Below are 16,781 nucleotides of genomic sequence, written 5' to 3'. Positions count from 1 at the left end.
ATTCTTTTGTCCTGCTTTGACTGCTTGTCTTCAGCTAGGTTCAGCATTTTAGCTAATTTTGTTTATCTAATTCTTTAAGTAAAGCGGTTTACGATAGTTAAATAGGCCATCGTCAAGCATATCTGAAACCCCTAAAGGACCCGAACCGCCTAAGCCTTTTATCACGAAGTTTAAGTAAACACCGCTTTCAAATAACTCTCGAGTATCATTGACTGGGTTGTCTTCGTCAACGTAATTAGTCTTAATTCGATAATGATAACTCAAACGTACTGCCCAGCAACATGATTCATATTGAAATCCAGTATAGGTTTCTACGCTGCGACTCTCATTGAGGTCATAATACCAGTTTCCAACAAGATATAAGTTGTCGTTAATTGGCCATGCGCCCCTAAAGCCGACTTGCTTAATATCGACGGACTCATTGGTGTTGGTATTGAGTAAGTCGGGTACATAACGATAACTGGCTTGCAATAGCTTATTTTTACCTGGGCGGTAATCAACCGTTAATTCACTCTTTTTGTTTTCGCTCTCTTTGGCGTCATATTGAATCGAACCACTTAAGAACCAATCGGCATAGAGTTGGGTGCTGAGCTCTGCGGCTAATGCTGAGTTCGAGGTGTTCTCCTGAACAAAGGTGTCGGCGCTGCCGTTGACATCATTGATGCCTACACGGCTATCTTCCAAATATAAAATTTGGCCTAAGCTGAATTTAAAAATTTCTTTGTTTTGTTCGTCAAAAAGCTTGGTGGTTAGACCTAAAGTAAATTGATTGGCATCAGCTATTCGATCTAAGCCTGAAAAGCGACGTTCGCGAAACAGACCGTTATAATCTTCTTGTAACTGAGCGGTATCGTAAATACCTATGTTTGATTGATCTTCATAGCCAACATAGAGGTACTGAAATTGTGGCTCTAAGGTTTGACGATAGTTAGTATTAAAATAATCAGTAAATCGCTCGAAATTGATCTGACCATGAATGCGAACTTGCGGCAACGTACGGTTTACCGTGTCATCAAGAGTCGAGTTTGCCAGGTTTGAGTTGTCATCTTGCCAATAATTGGTTTGCAGTAGTTTGACTTCACTTGTGAGTGAACCTGCTGGGCCATGAATCGGATATGAAATACTAGGTTCAATATGCAAACGTGTCGCGGTTGAATATTCGCTATCTTGATGGGAGAAGTTAGTGACTTCACTCATCAAGTTAATATCAAAACCGTTCCAGTATTCAGGTGCTCGATAGTTAAAAGTAAACTGTGGCATCACTTGGTAAGGTTTTTCCTCCTCACCAAGCACTTTAATATCTTGCACGCGGCCGCTTATATCCCAGTTTTCTTCAAAATAACTGATTTCACCAATTCGAGTTAACTGGTTATCTGTCGCACGTTGGACATCTGAGTTGAGGTCGTTGAAGTAGTTATTATCAGAAACATCCGTGTAGTTAGCCAATACGCGCCAATTCTTGTCTATGGCGCCACTATGTTCCCAATGATACAGGTAACGATTCGGGCTGTTGGTTAACTTATCGTCGTCGGGTAAAAATTCGAAGTTCAATTGACCTTGCTGCTTTTCACCGGCGAGATATCTAAACTCTGTCTTGGTATATAAACCACGAGCAGACATATAGTTAGGTGTAAAGGTAAGATCAAACTCAGGTGCAATATTCCAATAATAAGGCACGGCGAACTCTACGCCGTTAGTGGTGCTGGTACTAAACGATGGGAATAAAAAACCTGATTTCCGTTTATCTGACACTGGAATAGTCATGTAAGGAATGTACATAACGGGTACACCACCAATTTGAAGCTTGGCGTCCCAGATCTCTCCCCACTCCTCAGTGCTGTCAATTTTTATCTTGTCAGCTTCTAATAACCAAGCAGGGTTATCGGCTGGGCAGGTGGTGAAATTGGTTTCAGACAGTAGCAAGTTATTCTCTTTGGTGATCTCTAATTTATTAGCATCACCATGAATTTGTTGCCCGTGTAACCAATACTGTGCGCCGAGTAAGGTGGCACTATTACTGCGCATCTTTGCGACTAAAGAGTCAGCTGTTACTGTAAATAACTCATCTTGGAATACCAAGTTACCGTTGGCGGCTAACTCTTCTGCCTCTTGATCTAAAATAGCCTCATCTGCAGAGATGTTACGTCCGCCTTGACTAAAACTCACATCACCACTGAATTGAGCTTGTTTGCCCATCTGTGCTTTGGAGCTGTCAGAAATAATAGAGATACGTTCAAGATCTGCTGGGCTGTCTAAATCATACAGCGGCACGTACGGTTTTACTGGAGGCTCAATAACACACTGCGAACTTTCAACAGTTGCAGTATTGGCGTCATTTGCCAAGACTAATTGGGGAAGCAGGCTCAAGGCCAGAAAATAACGGATCTGCATCTTAGGTCAATTAATTATGATTTCTTAGTCTGGACTATTGAAGAAGAGAAAAGTTGCACCCTTTCTTGGGCAACTCAGCCAAATAATTTGTTTCAATCGCTTAGCTGTTTCCATTTTGTCGTTATAATAAAGCAATTTCTTCTTAAGAGCCATGAGGTGCCCTTGTCAGATCCTAGATTTATTCAGTTAAATGCATGGCTAAACCAATATTTTAGCTCAAATATCACTCCGACGCTTATTTCCGGGGATGCAAGTTTCAGACGATATTTTCGAGTTATCGTTGATTCAGTTTCTTATATTGTAGTTGATTCGCCGCCAAAGCTAGTGCCGATAACGCCATTTATACAAATAGCTGAAAGTTATTCAGCTATTGGCATACCTGTTCCGAAAGTGATTGCTTGCGATGTTCAGCAGGGCTTTATGCTTCTTAGTAATCTTGGTGATGTCCAACTGTTATCAGTACTGAGCGCTGGCAATTTGACTGACTACTATCAAAAAGCGCTATTACTGCTAACTGATATTGCGAAAGTGACAACAACTGAACAGGGTGAACTGCCTATTTACGATGATGAATTTGTGCTGCGAGAGTTGAACATCTTTATCGAGTGGCTTGCTGTACACCATCTTGGATTAGCTATTGATGAAGTTGAGTCCCGTACTCATGATGTTTTCGATATTTTAGTTGAGAATGTCAGACAGCAGCCTCAAGTTGGAATGCATCGAGATTACCACAGTCGAAACATCATGCTGCAAGATGGCGAACTGAAGGTGATTGACTTCCAAGATGCGGTTATAGGACCTGTGACTTATGATGCTGTTTCACTATTGCGTGACTGTTATATTCGTTGGCCTGAACAGAGTGTTAACCAGCTAATGTCGCTCCATTATAAGCAAGCGCTAGAGACTGAGCTGTTGTCTACATCGGTGAGTTTCTCACAGTATCAACGTTGGTTTGATCTGATGGGATTGCAGCGACACCTCAAAGCTGCAGGGATCTTCGCTAGATTGAACTATAGAGATAATAAGCCAGCATATATGGCCGATATTCCGTTAACATTGGAATATATTCGCGATATAGCCAGTCGTTACGCCGAACTAGCTGAATTTAGCCAGTGGATTGCAAGCGTCATCATTCCTGCTGTAAAGGCCAAACCATGAAAGCAATGATTTTAGCGGCTGGACGTGGAGAGAGACTGCGACCATTGACTGACCATATACCGAAACCTTTGGTTGAAGTTGCCGGGAAACCTCTCATTGTTTACCACTTAGAAAAGCTCGCTAAAGCGGGCTTTAAAGAGGTGGTGATTAATCATGCATGGCTAGGTCATAAGCTAGTCTCTATGCTAGGAGATGGTGCTACTTGGGGACTCACAATTAACTATAGCGAAGAAACCCAAGCGCTGGAAACTGGCGGTGGGATAAAGAAGGCATTGAGCTTACTTGGGGATAAGCCATTTTTTGTTATTAATGGTGATGTCTTTATTGATACTTTGCCAAAAATCACTGAATTGAGCGAAGGGGAACTGGCACATCTATGGCTGGTTGATAACCCTATACAGCATCCCACTGGCGATTTTGCACTGATAGAAGGTAAAGCTGTAGCACTTGGTGAGAACAAGTTCACCTTTTCGGGTATGGGAGTATACCATCCTGCTCTGTTTGGTAATATTGCCGAGCAAGCTTTTGCTCTCGGTCCGTTACTGCGACAAGCGATGGGTAATGGTAAGGTTTCAGCAGAGCACTTTGCTCCATATTGGTGTGACGTTGGTACGCTAGAACGTCTTGAAAAAATTGAAGAGCGTGAAGCACAAAAGGGTAAGTAATGCGAATTTGGGGAAAAGTTTTTGGTTTTATTATTGGTTATATGTTCGGTCGCCTTGGCGGTGCCATTTTTGGCTTGTGGCTTGGGCATATGTATGACCGACGTCAAAGTGCTAGAGCTGGTTTAGGCAGTAGCAGTAAGCGCCAAGCGCTATTTTTTAATACCACATTTGCTGTCATGGGGCATGTTGCAAAAGCGTCTGGTCAAGTTACAGAAATTGATATTCGTATTGCAAATGCACTGATGGATCAAATGCGTCTCACTGGCGATGCCAGAGCTGATGCGCAAGCTGCCTTTAGAGAAGGTAAAGAGAGTGACTTCGATATTCACGCCTGTTTGAAGACGTTTAGATTGATCTCCATGGGTCGTAAAGAGCTACTGCAAATGTTCTTAGAGATCCAGATTCAAACGGCACTATCAGACGCGAAGCTGGATCCTAAAGAACACACGATTCTATCGACGATTGCAAAAGAGCTAGGCTTTAGTCAAAAGCAACTCGATGAGCTGTTGGCAAGATGGCAAGCTGAATTCAATTTCCATCAACAGGGCGGGGCGGGTCACCAGACCTCCGTTGCAGATGCTTATGACGTGTTAGGGATGAAAGAGTCGATGTCGGACCAAGATATTAAGCGCGGTTATCGTAAGTTGATGAATGAACATCATCCCGATAAATTGGTTGCCAAAGGCTTACCACCTGAAATGATGGAACTGGCAAAAACAAAAGCACAGGATATTCAAGCCGCCTATGATAGGGTTAAAAGTGATAGAGGTATGCGTTAAGCCTTGAATTAGTGAAAGTAAAATAAAAAAGGAACTGTCATGAAAAAGAGTCTAGTACTTGCATTGTTCGGATTTTGCTCCTTACCCGCTGCAGCTGAAGTCTATGTCGCCCCTTTTGGAGGTTATAGTTTCGGCGCCAGCAATTTTGATATCTACAGTACCCAAGGTGAAGATAGTGGCACAGTGAAGCTGTCTGAATCTGAGAACTATGGTGTTATGCTCGGCTTCACCACAAAAGATCCTGGCAATGTTTATTTACTATATAGTCACCAATCAACTGATCTGCGCGCAAGTGGCAATTTTAGCCCTAATATCATTTCTAAAATGGATGTTGACTACTTTCACGTTGGTGGCAGCCTGTATTTCCCAGTCGAAAATGTAAAACCTTATGTGACGACAAGTCTTGGTTTAACCCAGCTACGCCCCAGTGGCGAATACTCTAACGAAACTCGTTTTTCGGTTGCTTTAGGGGGAGGGGTTGAATATCAAGCGACTGACGCATTGTCATTATTTGCCGAAGTAAAAGGTTACGCGACTTTTATTAGTGCAGACAATGAACTCTTTTGTAGTGGCCAAGGTTGTATCTGGAATATTCAATCAGACATTATGTGGCAAGGCCAAGCAAATATTGGCGCGAGTTTTAAATTTTAAATGAAACGTGAGAATGATTGATGCGAATAGTGGTGTTAGATGGATATGCATTAAACCCTGGTGATCTAAGCTGGCAGCCTCTTGAAGAGATAGCAGAGCTAGATTGTTTTGACCGTACTCCAGCGCAAGATGTATTGGCACGCAGTAAAGATGCAGAGGTGTTGTTCACTAATAAAACCGTGCTTGATGCCGCGACCTTAAAACAGCTTCCCAAACTTAGATATATTGGAGTACTTGCCACTGGGACAAATGTGGTTGATATCGATGCCGCTAGCGCACTTGATATTGTGGTAACCAATGTTCCAGGTTACGGCCCTGACGCTGTTGCACAAATGGTATTTGCGCATATCCTAAACGCCACTCAGCAAGTTGCTCGCCACTCTGATGCTGTTATGCAGGGGAAATGGTCATCGAGTGATGATTTTTGTTTTACCCTGTCGCCGCTGCAATCACTTAAAGGCAAAACCCTAGGTTTAATCGGCTTTGGTGATATTGGCCGCACAGTCGCGCAAATCGCGCTAGCGTTTGGTATGAAGGTAGTGGTCAATACTCGACACCCTAATCTTGAGCTACCAAAAGGATGCGCTTGGTTACCGCAAGATGAGTTATTCCGAATCGCGGATATCGTATCACTGCATTGCCCATTAACACCTGCTACTGACAAGTTTATTAATCAAGGTTTGCTCAGCAAAATGAAATGCAGTGCAATGCTGATAAACACAGCTCGCGGTGGCTTAGTTGATGAAATGGCTTTGGCTGATGCTTTGGTTAAAAGGGAGATTGCTTTTTGTGGTGTTGATGTACTTTCGACAGAGCCACCTGAAGCAGATAACCCACTGATTTCAGCGCCCAATATTACTATTTCACCGCATAATGCTTGGGCAACCATTGAGGCAAGGCAAAACTTGTTAAATATCGCTGTAAATAACTTGAGTACTTTTTTAGCTGGAAAGACAGTTAATAAGATTAACTAGTAGGCATTATTGGCTGAAAAAATAGGCTCTGTATCTCAGCTGAAATATAGAGCCTAATGATAGTCAGTTTTAACCTACGACCTTTATCAAAGTCGTTAAAGAATGACACTCACTTTACTGGCAGAGGTCAATGCTTTATCGACTGCTTTTTCAATGCTGCTATCTCTAGCTAGTGCTACCCCAAGTCGTCTGCTGCCATCAATCTCTGGTTTACCAAATAGTCTAATTTGAGTATTAGGCTCTGCTAGCGCTTCAGCGACTCCTGAAAATTGAATATTAGTCGATTGGCCATTGGCTAAGATCACCGCTGATGCACTGGGACCATGTTGTACAATATTACTGATAGGCAAGCCTAATATCGCCCGCACATGCAGTGCAAACTCAGACAAGTCTTGGCTAATCATAGTTACCATACCTGTGTCATGGGGGCGAGGTGATACTTCTGAAAAGTAGACATCGTCACCTTTGATAAACAGTTCTACGCCAAACAAGCCGTAGCCGCCCAGCGCCTTGACCACTTTTTCTCCGATCTCTTGGGCTTTGGCTTTGACAATATCGGACATGACTTGTGGCTGCCATGATTCTCTATAATCACCATCCTCTTGACGGTGGCCGATGGCGTCGCAAAAATGAATACCATTTACAGCGCTAATTGTCAGTAGGGTAATCTCGTAATCAAAAGCGATAAATCCTTCAACGATGACGCGTCCACCGCCGGCTCTACCACCTTCTTGAGCATACTGCCAAGCCGAATCTATTTGGGCTTCACCTCGAACCACGCTTTGACCTTTGCCTGAGGAACTCATTACAGGTTTTACCACACAAGGTAAACCAATCTGGCTAATGGCCTTTTTAAATTCGATTTCGGTATCGCAAAAGAAATAAGGTGACGTTGGAATCGCGAGTGTTTCTGCTGCTAAACAGCGTATGCCTTCTCTATCCATGGTCAACTGTGTTGCTTTGGCTGTTGGGATTATATTTACCCCTTTGGCTTCGAGTTCAACCAATGCTTGGGTGGCGATAGCTTCAAGTTCAGGGATCACCAAATCTGGCTTTTCTAAGTTGATGACCTGCTCTAACGCCTCGGCATCTAGCATATTAATTACATGGCTGCGGTGAGCAATTTGCATTGCAGGGGCATTTGGATAGCGGTCAACGGCAATGACCTCTATGCCATAACGCTGCAGTTCAATGGCGACTTCCTTACCTAACTCTCCGCATCCAAGTAGCATAGCGCGTTTTGAGTTTTGACTTAATGCTGTACCTATCATCTTTTTTACCTTTGTTTAAATTGTAGGGATGCTCTCCTTGCTGCAAAGCAAACAACATAGGGGCACTATTTATTATTGGTTTTAGTCTACCTTGCCATTAAAGCTTGCAATGCCGCATTGATGATAAACGTGCGGCAGATCACGCTGTTTTAGAAAAACACCCTATGCTTATATAATGTTTTAATTCAAAAAAAAATAGCTTTGTAGATGGTTTGTTGCCAAGATGTTTGTATTGAGATGACGGTTATAGATGTAATCAAAACAATTTAAGGAGAGCGCAGTGTTTTTAGATTACTTTGCCTTAGGCATTATATTTTTTGTCGCCATTTTTATTTTTTACGGCGTAATCGCCATTCACGATATCCCCTATGAAATCGCTAAAAAACGCAATCATCCGCAGCAAGATGCACTGCATATAGCAGGTTGGGTGAGTTTGTTCACACTGCATGCCATTTGGCCGTTTTTATGGATTTGGGCCACGCTTTATCGCGAAGATCGGGGGTGGGGTTTTAGCGAAGTGGTTGAGAAAGAACAGCTGTTAGAGAGTGAAATTAAAGGCCTGACTGAAACAGTTAGAAAACTTGAACAAAGGTTGGCTGCAGTTGAAGGGGTGAATACTAAGGCTGAGCCGAACGTTCCTGCTGTGGATGCTGTCAACATCACGCCAGAGGGGAAAGTGTAATATGGATTTACTACTGGTTCTAACCTACACCGCTGTGTGTATCGCTATTTTCAAGATATTTAAAATCCCACTAACAAAATGGACAGTTCCTACTGCTATTTTGGGTGGTATTTTTATTGTCGGCGCCTTGATTTTATTAATGAACTATAACCATCCTTATACCCCGTTCGCTAAGGATGTATTTGTCACTACCCCAATAAACCCCTTAGTTAGAGGTGTGGTTGTGTCTGTTGAAGTAGAGCCTAATACTCCTATTAAAAAGGGCGATGTTCTATTTAAATTGGATGCAACAGGTTACGCTGCTATTGTGAAGCAAAAGCGGGCAGCATTGGTTGCTGCCGAACTCGAAGTGCCTCAATTGGAGGCTGCTTGGGAAACAGCTAAGGCTGCAGTGACGAGAGCTGAAGCTGATAGAGATAGGACCAAGTCAGCATTTGATCGTTATGAAAAGGGCCGTAAACGAGGTGGTGCTAACTCACCATTTACAGAGCTAGAACTGGACAACAAGCGTCAGCTCTATTTAGCCTCGCAAGCGCAACTTACAGCTGCGCATGCTGAGGAGTTACGAGTAAAGTTGGCGTACGAGTCTAATGTTGACGGGGTGAATACTAAAGTAGCAGGAATTCAGGGAGAGCTTGAAAAAGCGTTGTTTGACCTTGAGCAAACCGTGGTACGAGCGCCTGCTGATGGCATGGTGACACAGATGGCATTGCGGCCAGGAATCGTGGCAGTGCCTATGCCATTAAGATCGTTGTTGAGCTTTATTCCAGATGAAGACCGGACATTTGCTGGTGCATTTTGGCAGAACTCCCTATTAAGATTAAAAAAGGGAGATGAAGCTGAAGTTATTCTAGACGGAGCACCTGGGGTAGTATTTAAAGGAAAAGTCGCTCAGGTTTTACCTGCTATGGCTGAAGGTGAAATTCAGTCCGGCGGTCGACTCATTACCGCTAACGTCATGATGATGCGTGGTCGTTCTATTGTCGTGATTGATCTTGAAGATAAAGATATCTTAGCTCAATTCCCAGCAGGGGTCTCTGGTCATATCGCGATTTATACTGAGCACTTTGCCCATGTGGCAATTATGCGTAAAGTCTTGTTGAGAATGCAGGGATGGCTGAACTACTTATTCCATTAAAAGTAATGTTATAGAGTTTATTAAAGGGACCGAATCTGGTCCCTTTATTGTTAGTTAATTTTGATAATGAAGGTTGTGAAACATGCAAGATATAAGGGATTTAACTGCGATTTTACGTTCCAACACTCCTATCGTGATTATCGAAACCTATGAAGAGTATCGAGTTTTAGATTTACTAAAAAGGGTGTCACAAGTTTTATATCAACCGTTATTTAGCTGGAGCATCACTAAAGGTTTATCCCGGGTAGATAGACAGCTAGGCGTGCAAAAGTTTAATAGTGAACCTGCAGATATATTGGGGCAGATAAAATCAACGCCTCAAGGAGGAATTTATGCGCTTTGCGATTTTCATCCATTCGTCATTGATGACCCGAAAAATATCCGTTTACTAAAAGAGATAGCACTAGAGTATGAATCGTTAAAGCATACAATTATCTTAATTAGCCATGCTTTTGATATACCTGCGGAGATTAAACGTTATTGTGCCCATTTTAGATTATCGCTACCAAATAGCACTCAGCTTCTTAATATTATTCAGCAGCAGGTCAGGCAAGCTAATCAGCAAGGCTTGCACATTGAAGTGGATGAATCGGCAGCACTAAAGTTAGCAGATAATCTTCGTGGAGTGACATTTGATGATGCTCGCCGCTTAGCCCATAAAGCGATTGTTGATGATGGAGCGATTACTCACTCTGATATAGACCTGGTTAATCGAGGTAAGTTTGAACTGCTTAATATGGATGGAGTGTTGCAGTTTGAATATGACACTAGCGATTTTTCACAAGTTGCAGGTTTACATAATCTCAAGCAGTGGCTGCAGCATCGTAAACCGCAATTTGAACAAACAGGTAGCATAGAAAGCCCTAAAGGTATTTTGCTACTGGGAGTACAAGGAAGTGGTAAAAGTTTGGCCGCGAAGGCAGTTGCAGGGTTATGGCAAAGGCCGTTGCTAAAACTTGATATGGCGGCGTTGTATAACAAGTATATTGGTGAGACTGAGAAGAATCTACGTCAAGCATTAACGCTGGCCGATTTGATGTCACCCTGTGTATTGTGGATTGATGAAATAGAGAAAGGGCTAAGCAGTGGCGATAGCGATGATGGTACATCTAAACGGATATTAGGTACCGTACTTAATTGGATGGCAGAGAGACAGTCAGAGGTCTTTTTAGTTGCTACTGCAAATGACATCAGTGCACTACCACCGGAGCTTATGCGGAAAGGGCGTATGGATGAGATCTTTTTTGTTGATCTGCCAGATGATGAGATCCGCCAGGCCATTTTTCTTATTCATGTGAAAAAGCGAGGTATCGAGCCTAATATATTGGACTTGGCGCAATTATCTATAGCTAGTGAAGGGTTTTCTGGCGCTGAAATTGAACAAGCAGTGATATCTGCGATATATACGGCCAGAGCGACTAATCAAAGAGTGGATCAACAATTGCTTCTAGCTGAGTTACTTAATACCCAGCCATTGTCGGTTATTATGAGAGAAAATTTAGTGGAATTACGGCAATGGGCGAAGGAGCGAACCGTTAACGCACATCGATAATAATGAGAAGAGCCTCTGCCTGAAAGATCTGTTTGCAATTGATACTTTGCGCTGTTGTAAAAGAGTTTGTAAGCTGATCGCTTAAAATAACAATAAGTACTGTGGACAGTATTAAAGGACGAGAATGCTTCTTTTCACCAATATAAAAAATAGCGCTAAGCGAGCCATTACGGTTTGCTTTATTTTGTTATCAACACTCTCAGTTTGCAGTGTTACTGCAGCAGAAAGTCCATCTGCAGCGGCTAAAGTTGAGCCTGAAGTTGTCGTGACTGAGCATAGAGCACGGATAAATGATAACAAAATTAACTACCAAGCAATTGCGGGCGAAACAATTTTAGAAGATAGCAAAGGTTTGCCATTAGCGAGTATTTTTTCAATCAGTTATCTACGTACCGATGTTAAAAACAGTGATAAACGGCCTGTTACGTTTGTCTTCAATGGTGGCCCAGGCTCAGCATCACTTTGGCTGCACATGGGACTTTTCGGCCCTAAGCGTGTGGTGGTTCCTGGTGATGCAACTGATGATGGCGCAGCACCTTACCCGTTAATTGAAAACGAATTCTCAATATTAGATGAATCAGATTTAGTCTTTATAGATCCTGTCGGTACTGGCTTTAGCCGAGCGTTAGGAGAGAATAAAGGTGCAGATTTTTGGGGGGTGAGTGAAGATGCAAAATCCATTGCGGAGTTTATGCGTCGCTGGTTGATCGAACACGGACGTTGGAACTCTCCTAAATATCTAGCGGGTGAAAGCTATGGTACCACTCGAGCAGCGGCACTCGTGGACGAGTTGCAAGGCGGTTGGACTGATATCTCAATTAATGGTGTGATGTTGATATCATCTATTCTTGATTTTAGTCACGCGCGTTATCAGCCGGGTAACAACCAACCTTACATTGGTTTTTTACCTACAATGGCAGCAACTGCCTTTTATCATGACAAAGTCAGTGCAGCAGATAAAGCCATGGGCTTAGAGGCTTTTATTGAAGCCTCTCGTCAATTTGCGATTAAAGACTATGCGCTGGCATTGTTGCAAGGTAATCGACTTGACGATGCGACTTACCAAGCAACCCGTAAACAATTGGCTCGTTTTACTGGCTTGTCTGAGTTCTATTTAGACAGAGTTAATTTACGGGTCAGTGCGAGTCGATACACTAAACAGTTACTACGAGATCAAGATCTGACAGTTGGTCGCTTAGATAGCCGTTACAAAGGAGTTGATTACGACAGTGGTGGTGAGCGAAATGATAATGACCCATCGGGCTACGGTATTGATGGCGCTTATACAGCAGCAATACATGACTATATCTATAAAGATTTAGGGATTAAGATGACTCGCCCGTTTAACGTACTCTCTTATGAGGTCAATCGGGGTTGGAACTGGAATGTCAGTGGCAAACAGATGCATTATGTCAATGTTGCCCCTCTGCTAGGGCGAGCACAGCGAGAGAATAAAGATCTTAGAATATTCGTTGCTAACGGCTACTTTGATTTTGCGACACCATTTTTCGCAACTGAAAATACTTTTGCCGATAATGGAATCGACAATCGCAGGGTATCAATGCACTACTATGCAGCAGGGCATATGATGTATGTTGAACCTGATTCTTTGGCTCAATTAGCTACAGATATTAGAGCATTTTATCACCCTGAAAAGTAATAGGAAATGACGATAACCTTAGTTGAAAAGTTGAGCTCTTAGGGGTTCTTTATTTAAATCACGTAGTAAAAGGTAAAGGGAATAATGAGTTTTAGTGCATGGCTAGGGTTGCTAGCTATCTGTTGTTTAGGCGCTATGTCTCCAGGGCCTAGTTTAGCCATGGTAGTAAGGCATACTCTTGGTGGTGGAAGAGGTAAAGGTATTATTTGTGCTTGGGCTCATTCCATCGGTATCGGCGTTTATGCCTTGGTGACTCTACTCGGGCTTGCAGTAGTGCTCAAGCAGGCTCCGATGGTATTTAATGGTATTGCGATTATAGGTGCATTGTATTTAGCCTATATGGGCGTGCAAGCTTTACGTTCTAAAGGTGGAATGTCGGACAAATTGGCCGCAGGTAAGTCAACAGATGCATTAACGGCTGCTCGTGATGGCTTAGCCATTTCGCTTTTTAATCCCAAGATAATGCTGTTCTTTTTGGCACTTTTTAGCCAATTTGTCATGGTCGCAGATAACATGACAGCAAAAGGGTTGATTGTGTTAACTCCTCTGCTGGTGGATGGCCTTTGGTATACCCTTATTGCGCTGGTTTTATCACACTCTGCAGTGTTGCCAAAATTACGAGAGAAAGCAGCATTAATTGATAAGCTGTCTGGGATTGTATTGATTTTATTGGCGGTAAGAGTACTGGTTACCCTATAGAGTGCGACTTTAGGTACTATTTAAGTAATAAAAAAGCCATCAGAAATGATGGCTTTTTTATGCTGCATTTAGGCATTCATTAAGAATTGAATACCTGCACAGAATCATCTTTAGCAGGCTCTTCAGCTTTAGGCTGTGATGGATTCTTAATATGGTCTTCAAGATTGTCTTTCAACATCTCTTTAAATTCATTGCTAAACCACTCGAGTGCATTATCCTTTTCAGCGGCAAGATCAGCTGATTTCAATGATGCTTCAAAGGCATTGAAACGAGCAGCTGCAAAACGCATTCCTGTGCCGACTTTACCGACATCTTGCTCTTTTGCTGAAAGTTCGTTGGCCAATGCGATGAATTGATCGGCTATTTCAAAAATGGTGGTTTCTTTTTTAGCTTCTGACATTCTGCTTATGCTCTTAATGATTGAGATTTAGATGACTGATTCTATCTTAAATTAGCGGCTAATAAACCATTGTTATCAACTATTGGGATCTGAATCGGTAATAACGCTGCCGTCTCGAGAGTCGTAATAGATAGACATAGTTTGTTCTGGCAGCAGATAAAAGAAACATTGATCTGGGCCTTGATAAGCGGCGCGATAAACTGCATCGGGCGTATTGGCCGAATTCGATACTATGGGAGCATCTTCGAGTACAGTGCGCCAAACAGACATGCAGTCATTGGTATTATTCAGTCGCGGGCTACTCTCAAAGGGAGGATAATTTTGCGCAGGAAAACCCCATTGGTTGATATCTAGTTGGCCCGATGCCCCGCCGCCAAAGACTTGCAAATTATCAGCAGGTCCTGAGTTTCCCGCTGCTGCCCATTTGACATTAGCTAAGGTTATTCCGCCCTTAAAGGCTCCACCGGTCGCTTGATGGGTCGCTATCTCAGCATCTTGCCTTAGGTTGATAAATTTAGGAAAAGCGATAACGGCGAGAATACCCAAAATGATAATAACAACAACGAGTTCAATTAACGTGAATCCTTGGTGCGCGGTTTTTTCTGCCATGAATAGTTCCGTTATTCAGTTTGCCTGAAGTGAGTTTAGCTTAACGTAATCTAACTGATTGGATCTGAGTCTACTGTAACGGAGCCTAAATTAGAATCATATTGAATTGATAGGTTGGTATTTTCTCTATAGTTAAATGTACAAGTCGCTGTTGCACTATAGATTGCTTTATAGTCAGTCTTATCGGCATTATTGTTATTAGATACACTAGGCTCATCACCTTGAAAGATAACTTGCCAGACCGAGATACAGTCTTCTACATTATCAAGCTTGGGCGATGCCTCATTGCCATGAATATAGTGCTGTGCTGGCCAGCCATTAGCATTAAAGTCAACTTCACCAGATTGAGCAGTACCAAATACCGGTAGGTCTTCAACGGGGCCACTGCCCACTTTTACAGCCCAAACCGCTCTTGACAGATCAAGTCCCGATTTAAATGCTCCAGCTGTGCCTTTAACCGTCGAGACTTGTGCATCGTCAGATAAATTAATGAACTTAGGTAAAGCAATAACCGCGAGAATCCCTAGGATGATGATGACAACTACAAGCTCTATTAAAGTAAATCCACACTGTGACTTTGAAGATGAAGGGGTCAGCATTTGAGAGGCCGTCCTAGGCAAAAAATGAGCGAATATTTTAACAGCTTAACTGCTGAATACCAATTGCTATTACTTAATGGATTGCATGGGGTAAGCCGAACTTTTACTATAGGGGAGTAATACTTTTTATGAGCAGAGTAATGGTTACCGAATCAAGCTGGGAACAATTCATTAAGCAGCAGAAACAGCAGGACTACTTTATTGAACTTGAGGCATTTGTTAGCGCAGAGCGAGCAGAGAAAGTTATCTATCCTGATGAGTCCTTGGTACTTTCAGCATTTGAACATACCCCGCTGGAAAAGGTTCGGGTGGTGCTAATTGGACAGGACCCCTACCACGGTGCAAATCAAGCCCATGGCTTGTGTTTTTCGGTGCAAAAAGGGATAAAAACCCCGCCATCACTGGTCAATATGTATAAAGAGTTAGCGACCGATATCGAAGGCTTTAAAATTCCTCAGCACGGTAATTTGCAAGCCTGGGCTGAGCAGGGAGTGTTGATGCTAAATACGGTGTTGACCGTTGAGCAAGGTAAAGCACATTCTCATGCTAAATCAGGTTGGGAAACGTTTACCACCAATGTACTGCTGCATCTCAATGCACAACCACAACCGATTATATTTGTGCTTTGGGGGGCTCATGCGAAGAAAAAGGGCAAGGTGATAACGGCTAAGCAGCACCAAATTATCTCCGGCCCTCACCCATCGCCATTGTCAGCTTATCGAGGGTTTTTTGGTTGTAAGCACTTCTCTCATATCAATACGTTAATTGCACGACAAGGCGGCCAACCAATTATTTGGCAGGTATAGAACACTGTAACCGTCACAAGTGTAGGCTAACCAAATGAGTAGCTTTTCGATGGTGTGATAATGAATGGCAGCGGAATATCCCATAGTTGACAGGCTAACTGGCTGACTTTTTGGCAGTTATGGGCATAACCGATTGGAAAAGGTTTACCCGTTGCTTGCCAATTGGCTAAAGTTCTGTCGTAGTATCCACCTCCCATCCCCATCCTATTACCCACTTCATCAAATGCAACCAGAGGGGTTATCATCACATCCATTTGGTGTGGCAGGATCATTTGAGTGATATCGAGTTTGGGCTCCCAAATACCTAAGCTGTTTTTCTCAAGAGTTGTCTTTTGATCATATTGAAGAAAAAGCAAGTTGCCAGCACTAAAGGGGTGCAACCTAGGTAGGTAAACTTCAATGCCATGCTGCCATAGCATTTCAATTAAAGGGGCTGTGTCGAGCTCGCCGTCATTGGTAAGATATAGCGCCACTTTAGATGCTTGGATTTGTTTGAGTTTATCTAGCGCGCTTTTTGCCGCTAAAATGGAGCCTTCTTTTTGCTGCGTTAAACTCAAATTACGGCGAGCAGTGCGCACAGCCTTACGTATGGCCTTGGGACTATTTGGAGCAATTTCTTGGTTGTTATCTGCTGTTACTGGCATAGGATAGAATTGAGTTTTAGTATATAAACCTGAGTCTACGGGCTGATTAAGGTAATCGCAATCGCTAACCGTTCATCTTGATAGAGTTGTACTTTCCAAGATA

17 protein-coding genes are annotated in these 16,781 nt (G+C 42.8%); 11 read left to right on the top strand and 6 right to left on the bottom strand.

Annotated features, from left to right (window positions below; all coding sequences use genetic code 11):
* Positions 1-66: 66 nt before the first annotated feature.
* Complete coding sequence (gene lptD, locus SWP_RS18215) at positions 67-2,391, bottom strand: LPS assembly protein LptD (protein ID WP_020914089.1); 2,325 nt, start codon at positions 2,389-2,391, stop codon at positions 67-69.
* A gap of 156 nt (positions 2,392-2,547) precedes the next feature.
* Here lptD and SWP_RS18210 point away from each other — a divergent pair, with 156 nt between their 5' ends.
* From SWP_RS18210 to SWP_RS18190, 5 genes are read left to right on the top strand one after another with little or no spacing between them, the layout of a single operon-like run.
* Positions 2,548-3,549: an aminoglycoside phosphotransferase family protein gene (locus SWP_RS18210; protein WP_044556078.1), complete on the top strand. Its 1,002-nt coding sequence runs from the start codon at positions 2,548-2,550 to the stop codon at positions 3,547-3,549.
* Complete coding sequence (gene murU, locus SWP_RS18205; RefSeq protein ID WP_044556077.1) at positions 3,546-4,214, top strand: N-acetylmuramate alpha-1-phosphate uridylyltransferase MurU; 669 nt, start codon at positions 3,546-3,548, stop codon at positions 4,212-4,214. Before SWP_RS18210 ends, murU begins: the two co-directional genes overlap by 4 nt.
* Positions 4,214-4,993, top strand: coding sequence for a co-chaperone DjlA (gene djlA, locus SWP_RS18200; RefSeq protein ID WP_020914086.1), 780 nt, complete (start codon positions 4,214-4,216; stop codon positions 4,991-4,993). The genes murU and djlA overlap by 1 nt, the downstream gene beginning before the upstream one ends.
* Before the next feature lie 39 nt (positions 4,994-5,032).
* A complete protein-coding gene (locus SWP_RS18195; protein WP_020914085.1) occupies positions 5,033-5,644 on the top strand; it encodes an outer membrane beta-barrel protein in 612 nt (203 codons plus the stop codon).
* 20 nt (positions 5,645-5,664) lie between these two features.
* Positions 5,665-6,618, top strand: coding sequence for a D-2-hydroxyacid dehydrogenase (locus SWP_RS18190; RefSeq protein WP_020914084.1), 954 nt, complete (start codon positions 5,665-5,667; stop codon positions 6,616-6,618).
* 95 nt (positions 6,619-6,713) lie between these two features.
* On the opposite strand, the gene purT is transcribed toward SWP_RS18190, so the two are convergent.
* Entirely contained in the window at positions 6,714-7,889 is a 1,176-nt protein-coding gene (gene purT, locus SWP_RS18185) for a formate-dependent phosphoribosylglycinamide formyltransferase (RefSeq protein ID WP_020914083.1), read from the bottom strand.
* Positions 7,890-8,169: 280 nt separating this feature from the next.
* On the opposite strand from purT, the gene SWP_RS18180 reads away from it, so the two are divergent.
* From SWP_RS18180 to SWP_RS18160, 5 genes are all read left to right on the top strand, one after another.
* A complete protein-coding gene (locus tag SWP_RS18180) occupies positions 8,170-8,571 on the top strand; it encodes a DUF3302 domain-containing protein (protein WP_020914082.1) in 402 nt (133 codons plus the stop codon).
* A gap of 1 nt (position 8,572) precedes the next feature.
* The gene (locus SWP_RS18175; protein WP_020914081.1) at positions 8,573-9,709 is read left to right on the top strand and encodes an HlyD family secretion protein; all 1,137 of its coding nucleotides are present in this window, start codon (positions 8,573-8,575) and stop codon (positions 9,707-9,709) included.
* Between the two features lie 82 nt (positions 9,710-9,791).
* The gene (locus SWP_RS18170; protein ID WP_020914080.1) at positions 9,792-11,261 is read left to right on the top strand and encodes an AAA family ATPase; all 1,470 of its coding nucleotides are present in this window, start codon (positions 9,792-9,794) and stop codon (positions 11,259-11,261) included.
* Between the two features lie 124 nt (positions 11,262-11,385).
* Positions 11,386-12,921 (top strand): S10 family peptidase, encoded by a 1,536-nt coding sequence (locus SWP_RS18165; RefSeq protein WP_020914079.1) that lies wholly within the window; start codon positions 11,386-11,388, stop codon positions 12,919-12,921.
* Between the two features lie 84 nt (positions 12,922-13,005).
* Entirely contained in the window at positions 13,006-13,620 is a 615-nt protein-coding gene (locus tag SWP_RS18160) for a LysE family translocator (protein WP_020914078.1), read from the top strand.
* Between the two features lie 79 nt (positions 13,621-13,699).
* Here the strand turns inward: SWP_RS18160 and SWP_RS18155 are convergent, their stop codons facing one another.
* The 3 genes from SWP_RS18155 to SWP_RS18145 all read right to left on the bottom strand — a co-directional run bounded on the left by SWP_RS18155 (position 13,700) and on the right by SWP_RS18145 (position 15,228).
* On the bottom strand, positions 13,700-14,020 hold the full coding sequence (locus SWP_RS18155; protein ID WP_020914077.1) for a DUF3144 domain-containing protein: 321 nt from the start codon (positions 14,018-14,020) through the stop codon (positions 13,700-13,702).
* A gap of 75 nt (positions 14,021-14,095) precedes the next feature.
* Entirely contained in the window at positions 14,096-14,629 is a 534-nt protein-coding gene (locus SWP_RS18150) for a type II secretion system protein (protein ID WP_020914076.1), read from the bottom strand.
* A gap of 50 nt (positions 14,630-14,679) precedes the next feature.
* Positions 14,680-15,228, bottom strand: a complete 549-nt coding sequence (locus tag SWP_RS18145; protein ID WP_020914075.1) for a type II secretion system protein — start codon at positions 15,226-15,228, stop codon at positions 14,680-14,682.
* Positions 15,229-15,368: 140 nt separating this feature from the next.
* Between SWP_RS18145 and ung the strand changes: the two genes are divergently transcribed.
* On the top strand, positions 15,369-16,034 hold the full coding sequence (gene ung / locus SWP_RS18140; protein ID WP_020914074.1) for a uracil-DNA glycosylase: 666 nt from the start codon (positions 15,369-15,371) through the stop codon (positions 16,032-16,034).
* 26 nt (positions 16,035-16,060) lie between these two features.
* Here the strand turns inward: ung and SWP_RS18135 are convergent, their stop codons facing one another.
* Entirely contained in the window at positions 16,061-16,678 is a 618-nt protein-coding gene (locus SWP_RS18135) for a 5-formyltetrahydrofolate cyclo-ligase (RefSeq protein WP_020914073.1), read from the bottom strand.
* Between the last annotated feature and the right edge of the window lie 103 nt (positions 16,679-16,781).

This window comes from Shewanella piezotolerans WP3 (assembly GCF_000014885.1).
In the GTDB taxonomy this organism is placed as follows: Bacteria; Pseudomonadota; Gammaproteobacteria; order Enterobacterales; family Shewanellaceae; genus Shewanella; species Shewanella piezotolerans.
Note: the sequence above shows the minus strand (reverse complement) of the source record. Positions and strands in the feature narration are given on the sequence as shown.

Coding starts and splice junctions, on each gene's coding strand:
- SWP_RS18190 (WP_020914084.1), top strand. CDS start 5,665: ATGCGAATAGTGGTGTTAGATGGATATGCATTAAACCCTGGTGATCTA.
- SWP_RS18195 (WP_020914085.1), top strand. CDS start 5,033: ATGAAAAAGAGTCTAGTACTTGCATTGTTCGGATTTTGCTCCTTACCC.
- SWP_RS18175 (WP_020914081.1), top strand. CDS start 8,573: ATGGATTTACTACTGGTTCTAACCTACACCGCTGTGTGTATCGCTATT.
- lptD (WP_020914089.1), bottom strand. CDS start 2,391: ATGCAGATCCGTTATTTTCTGGCCTTGAGCCTGCTTCCCCAATTAGTC.
- murU (WP_044556077.1), top strand. CDS start 3,546: ATGAAAGCAATGATTTTAGCGGCTGGACGTGGAGAGAGACTGCGACCA.
- SWP_RS18135 (WP_020914073.1), bottom strand. CDS start 16,678: ATGCCAGTAACAGCAGATAACAACCAAGAAATTGCTCCAAATAGTCCC.
- SWP_RS18160 (WP_020914078.1), top strand. CDS start 13,006: ATGAGTTTTAGTGCATGGCTAGGGTTGCTAGCTATCTGTTGTTTAGGC.
- djlA (WP_020914086.1), top strand. CDS start 4,214: ATGCGAATTTGGGGAAAAGTTTTTGGTTTTATTATTGGTTATATGTTC.
- SWP_RS18165 (WP_020914079.1), top strand. CDS start 11,386: ATGCTTCTTTTCACCAATATAAAAAATAGCGCTAAGCGAGCCATTACG.
- SWP_RS18155 (WP_020914077.1), bottom strand. CDS start 14,020: ATGTCAGAAGCTAAAAAAGAAACCACCATTTTTGAAATAGCCGATCAA.
- SWP_RS18150 (WP_020914076.1), bottom strand. CDS start 14,629: ATGGCAGAAAAAACCGCGCACCAAGGATTCACGTTAATTGAACTCGTT.
- SWP_RS18145 (WP_020914075.1), bottom strand. CDS start 15,228: ATGCTGACCCCTTCATCTTCAAAGTCACAGTGTGGATTTACTTTAATA.
- purT (WP_020914083.1), bottom strand. CDS start 7,889: ATGATAGGTACAGCATTAAGTCAAAACTCAAAACGCGCTATGCTACTT.
- ung (WP_020914074.1), top strand. CDS start 15,369: ATGGTTACCGAATCAAGCTGGGAACAATTCATTAAGCAGCAGAAACAG.
- SWP_RS18170 (WP_020914080.1), top strand. CDS start 9,792: ATGCAAGATATAAGGGATTTAACTGCGATTTTACGTTCCAACACTCCT.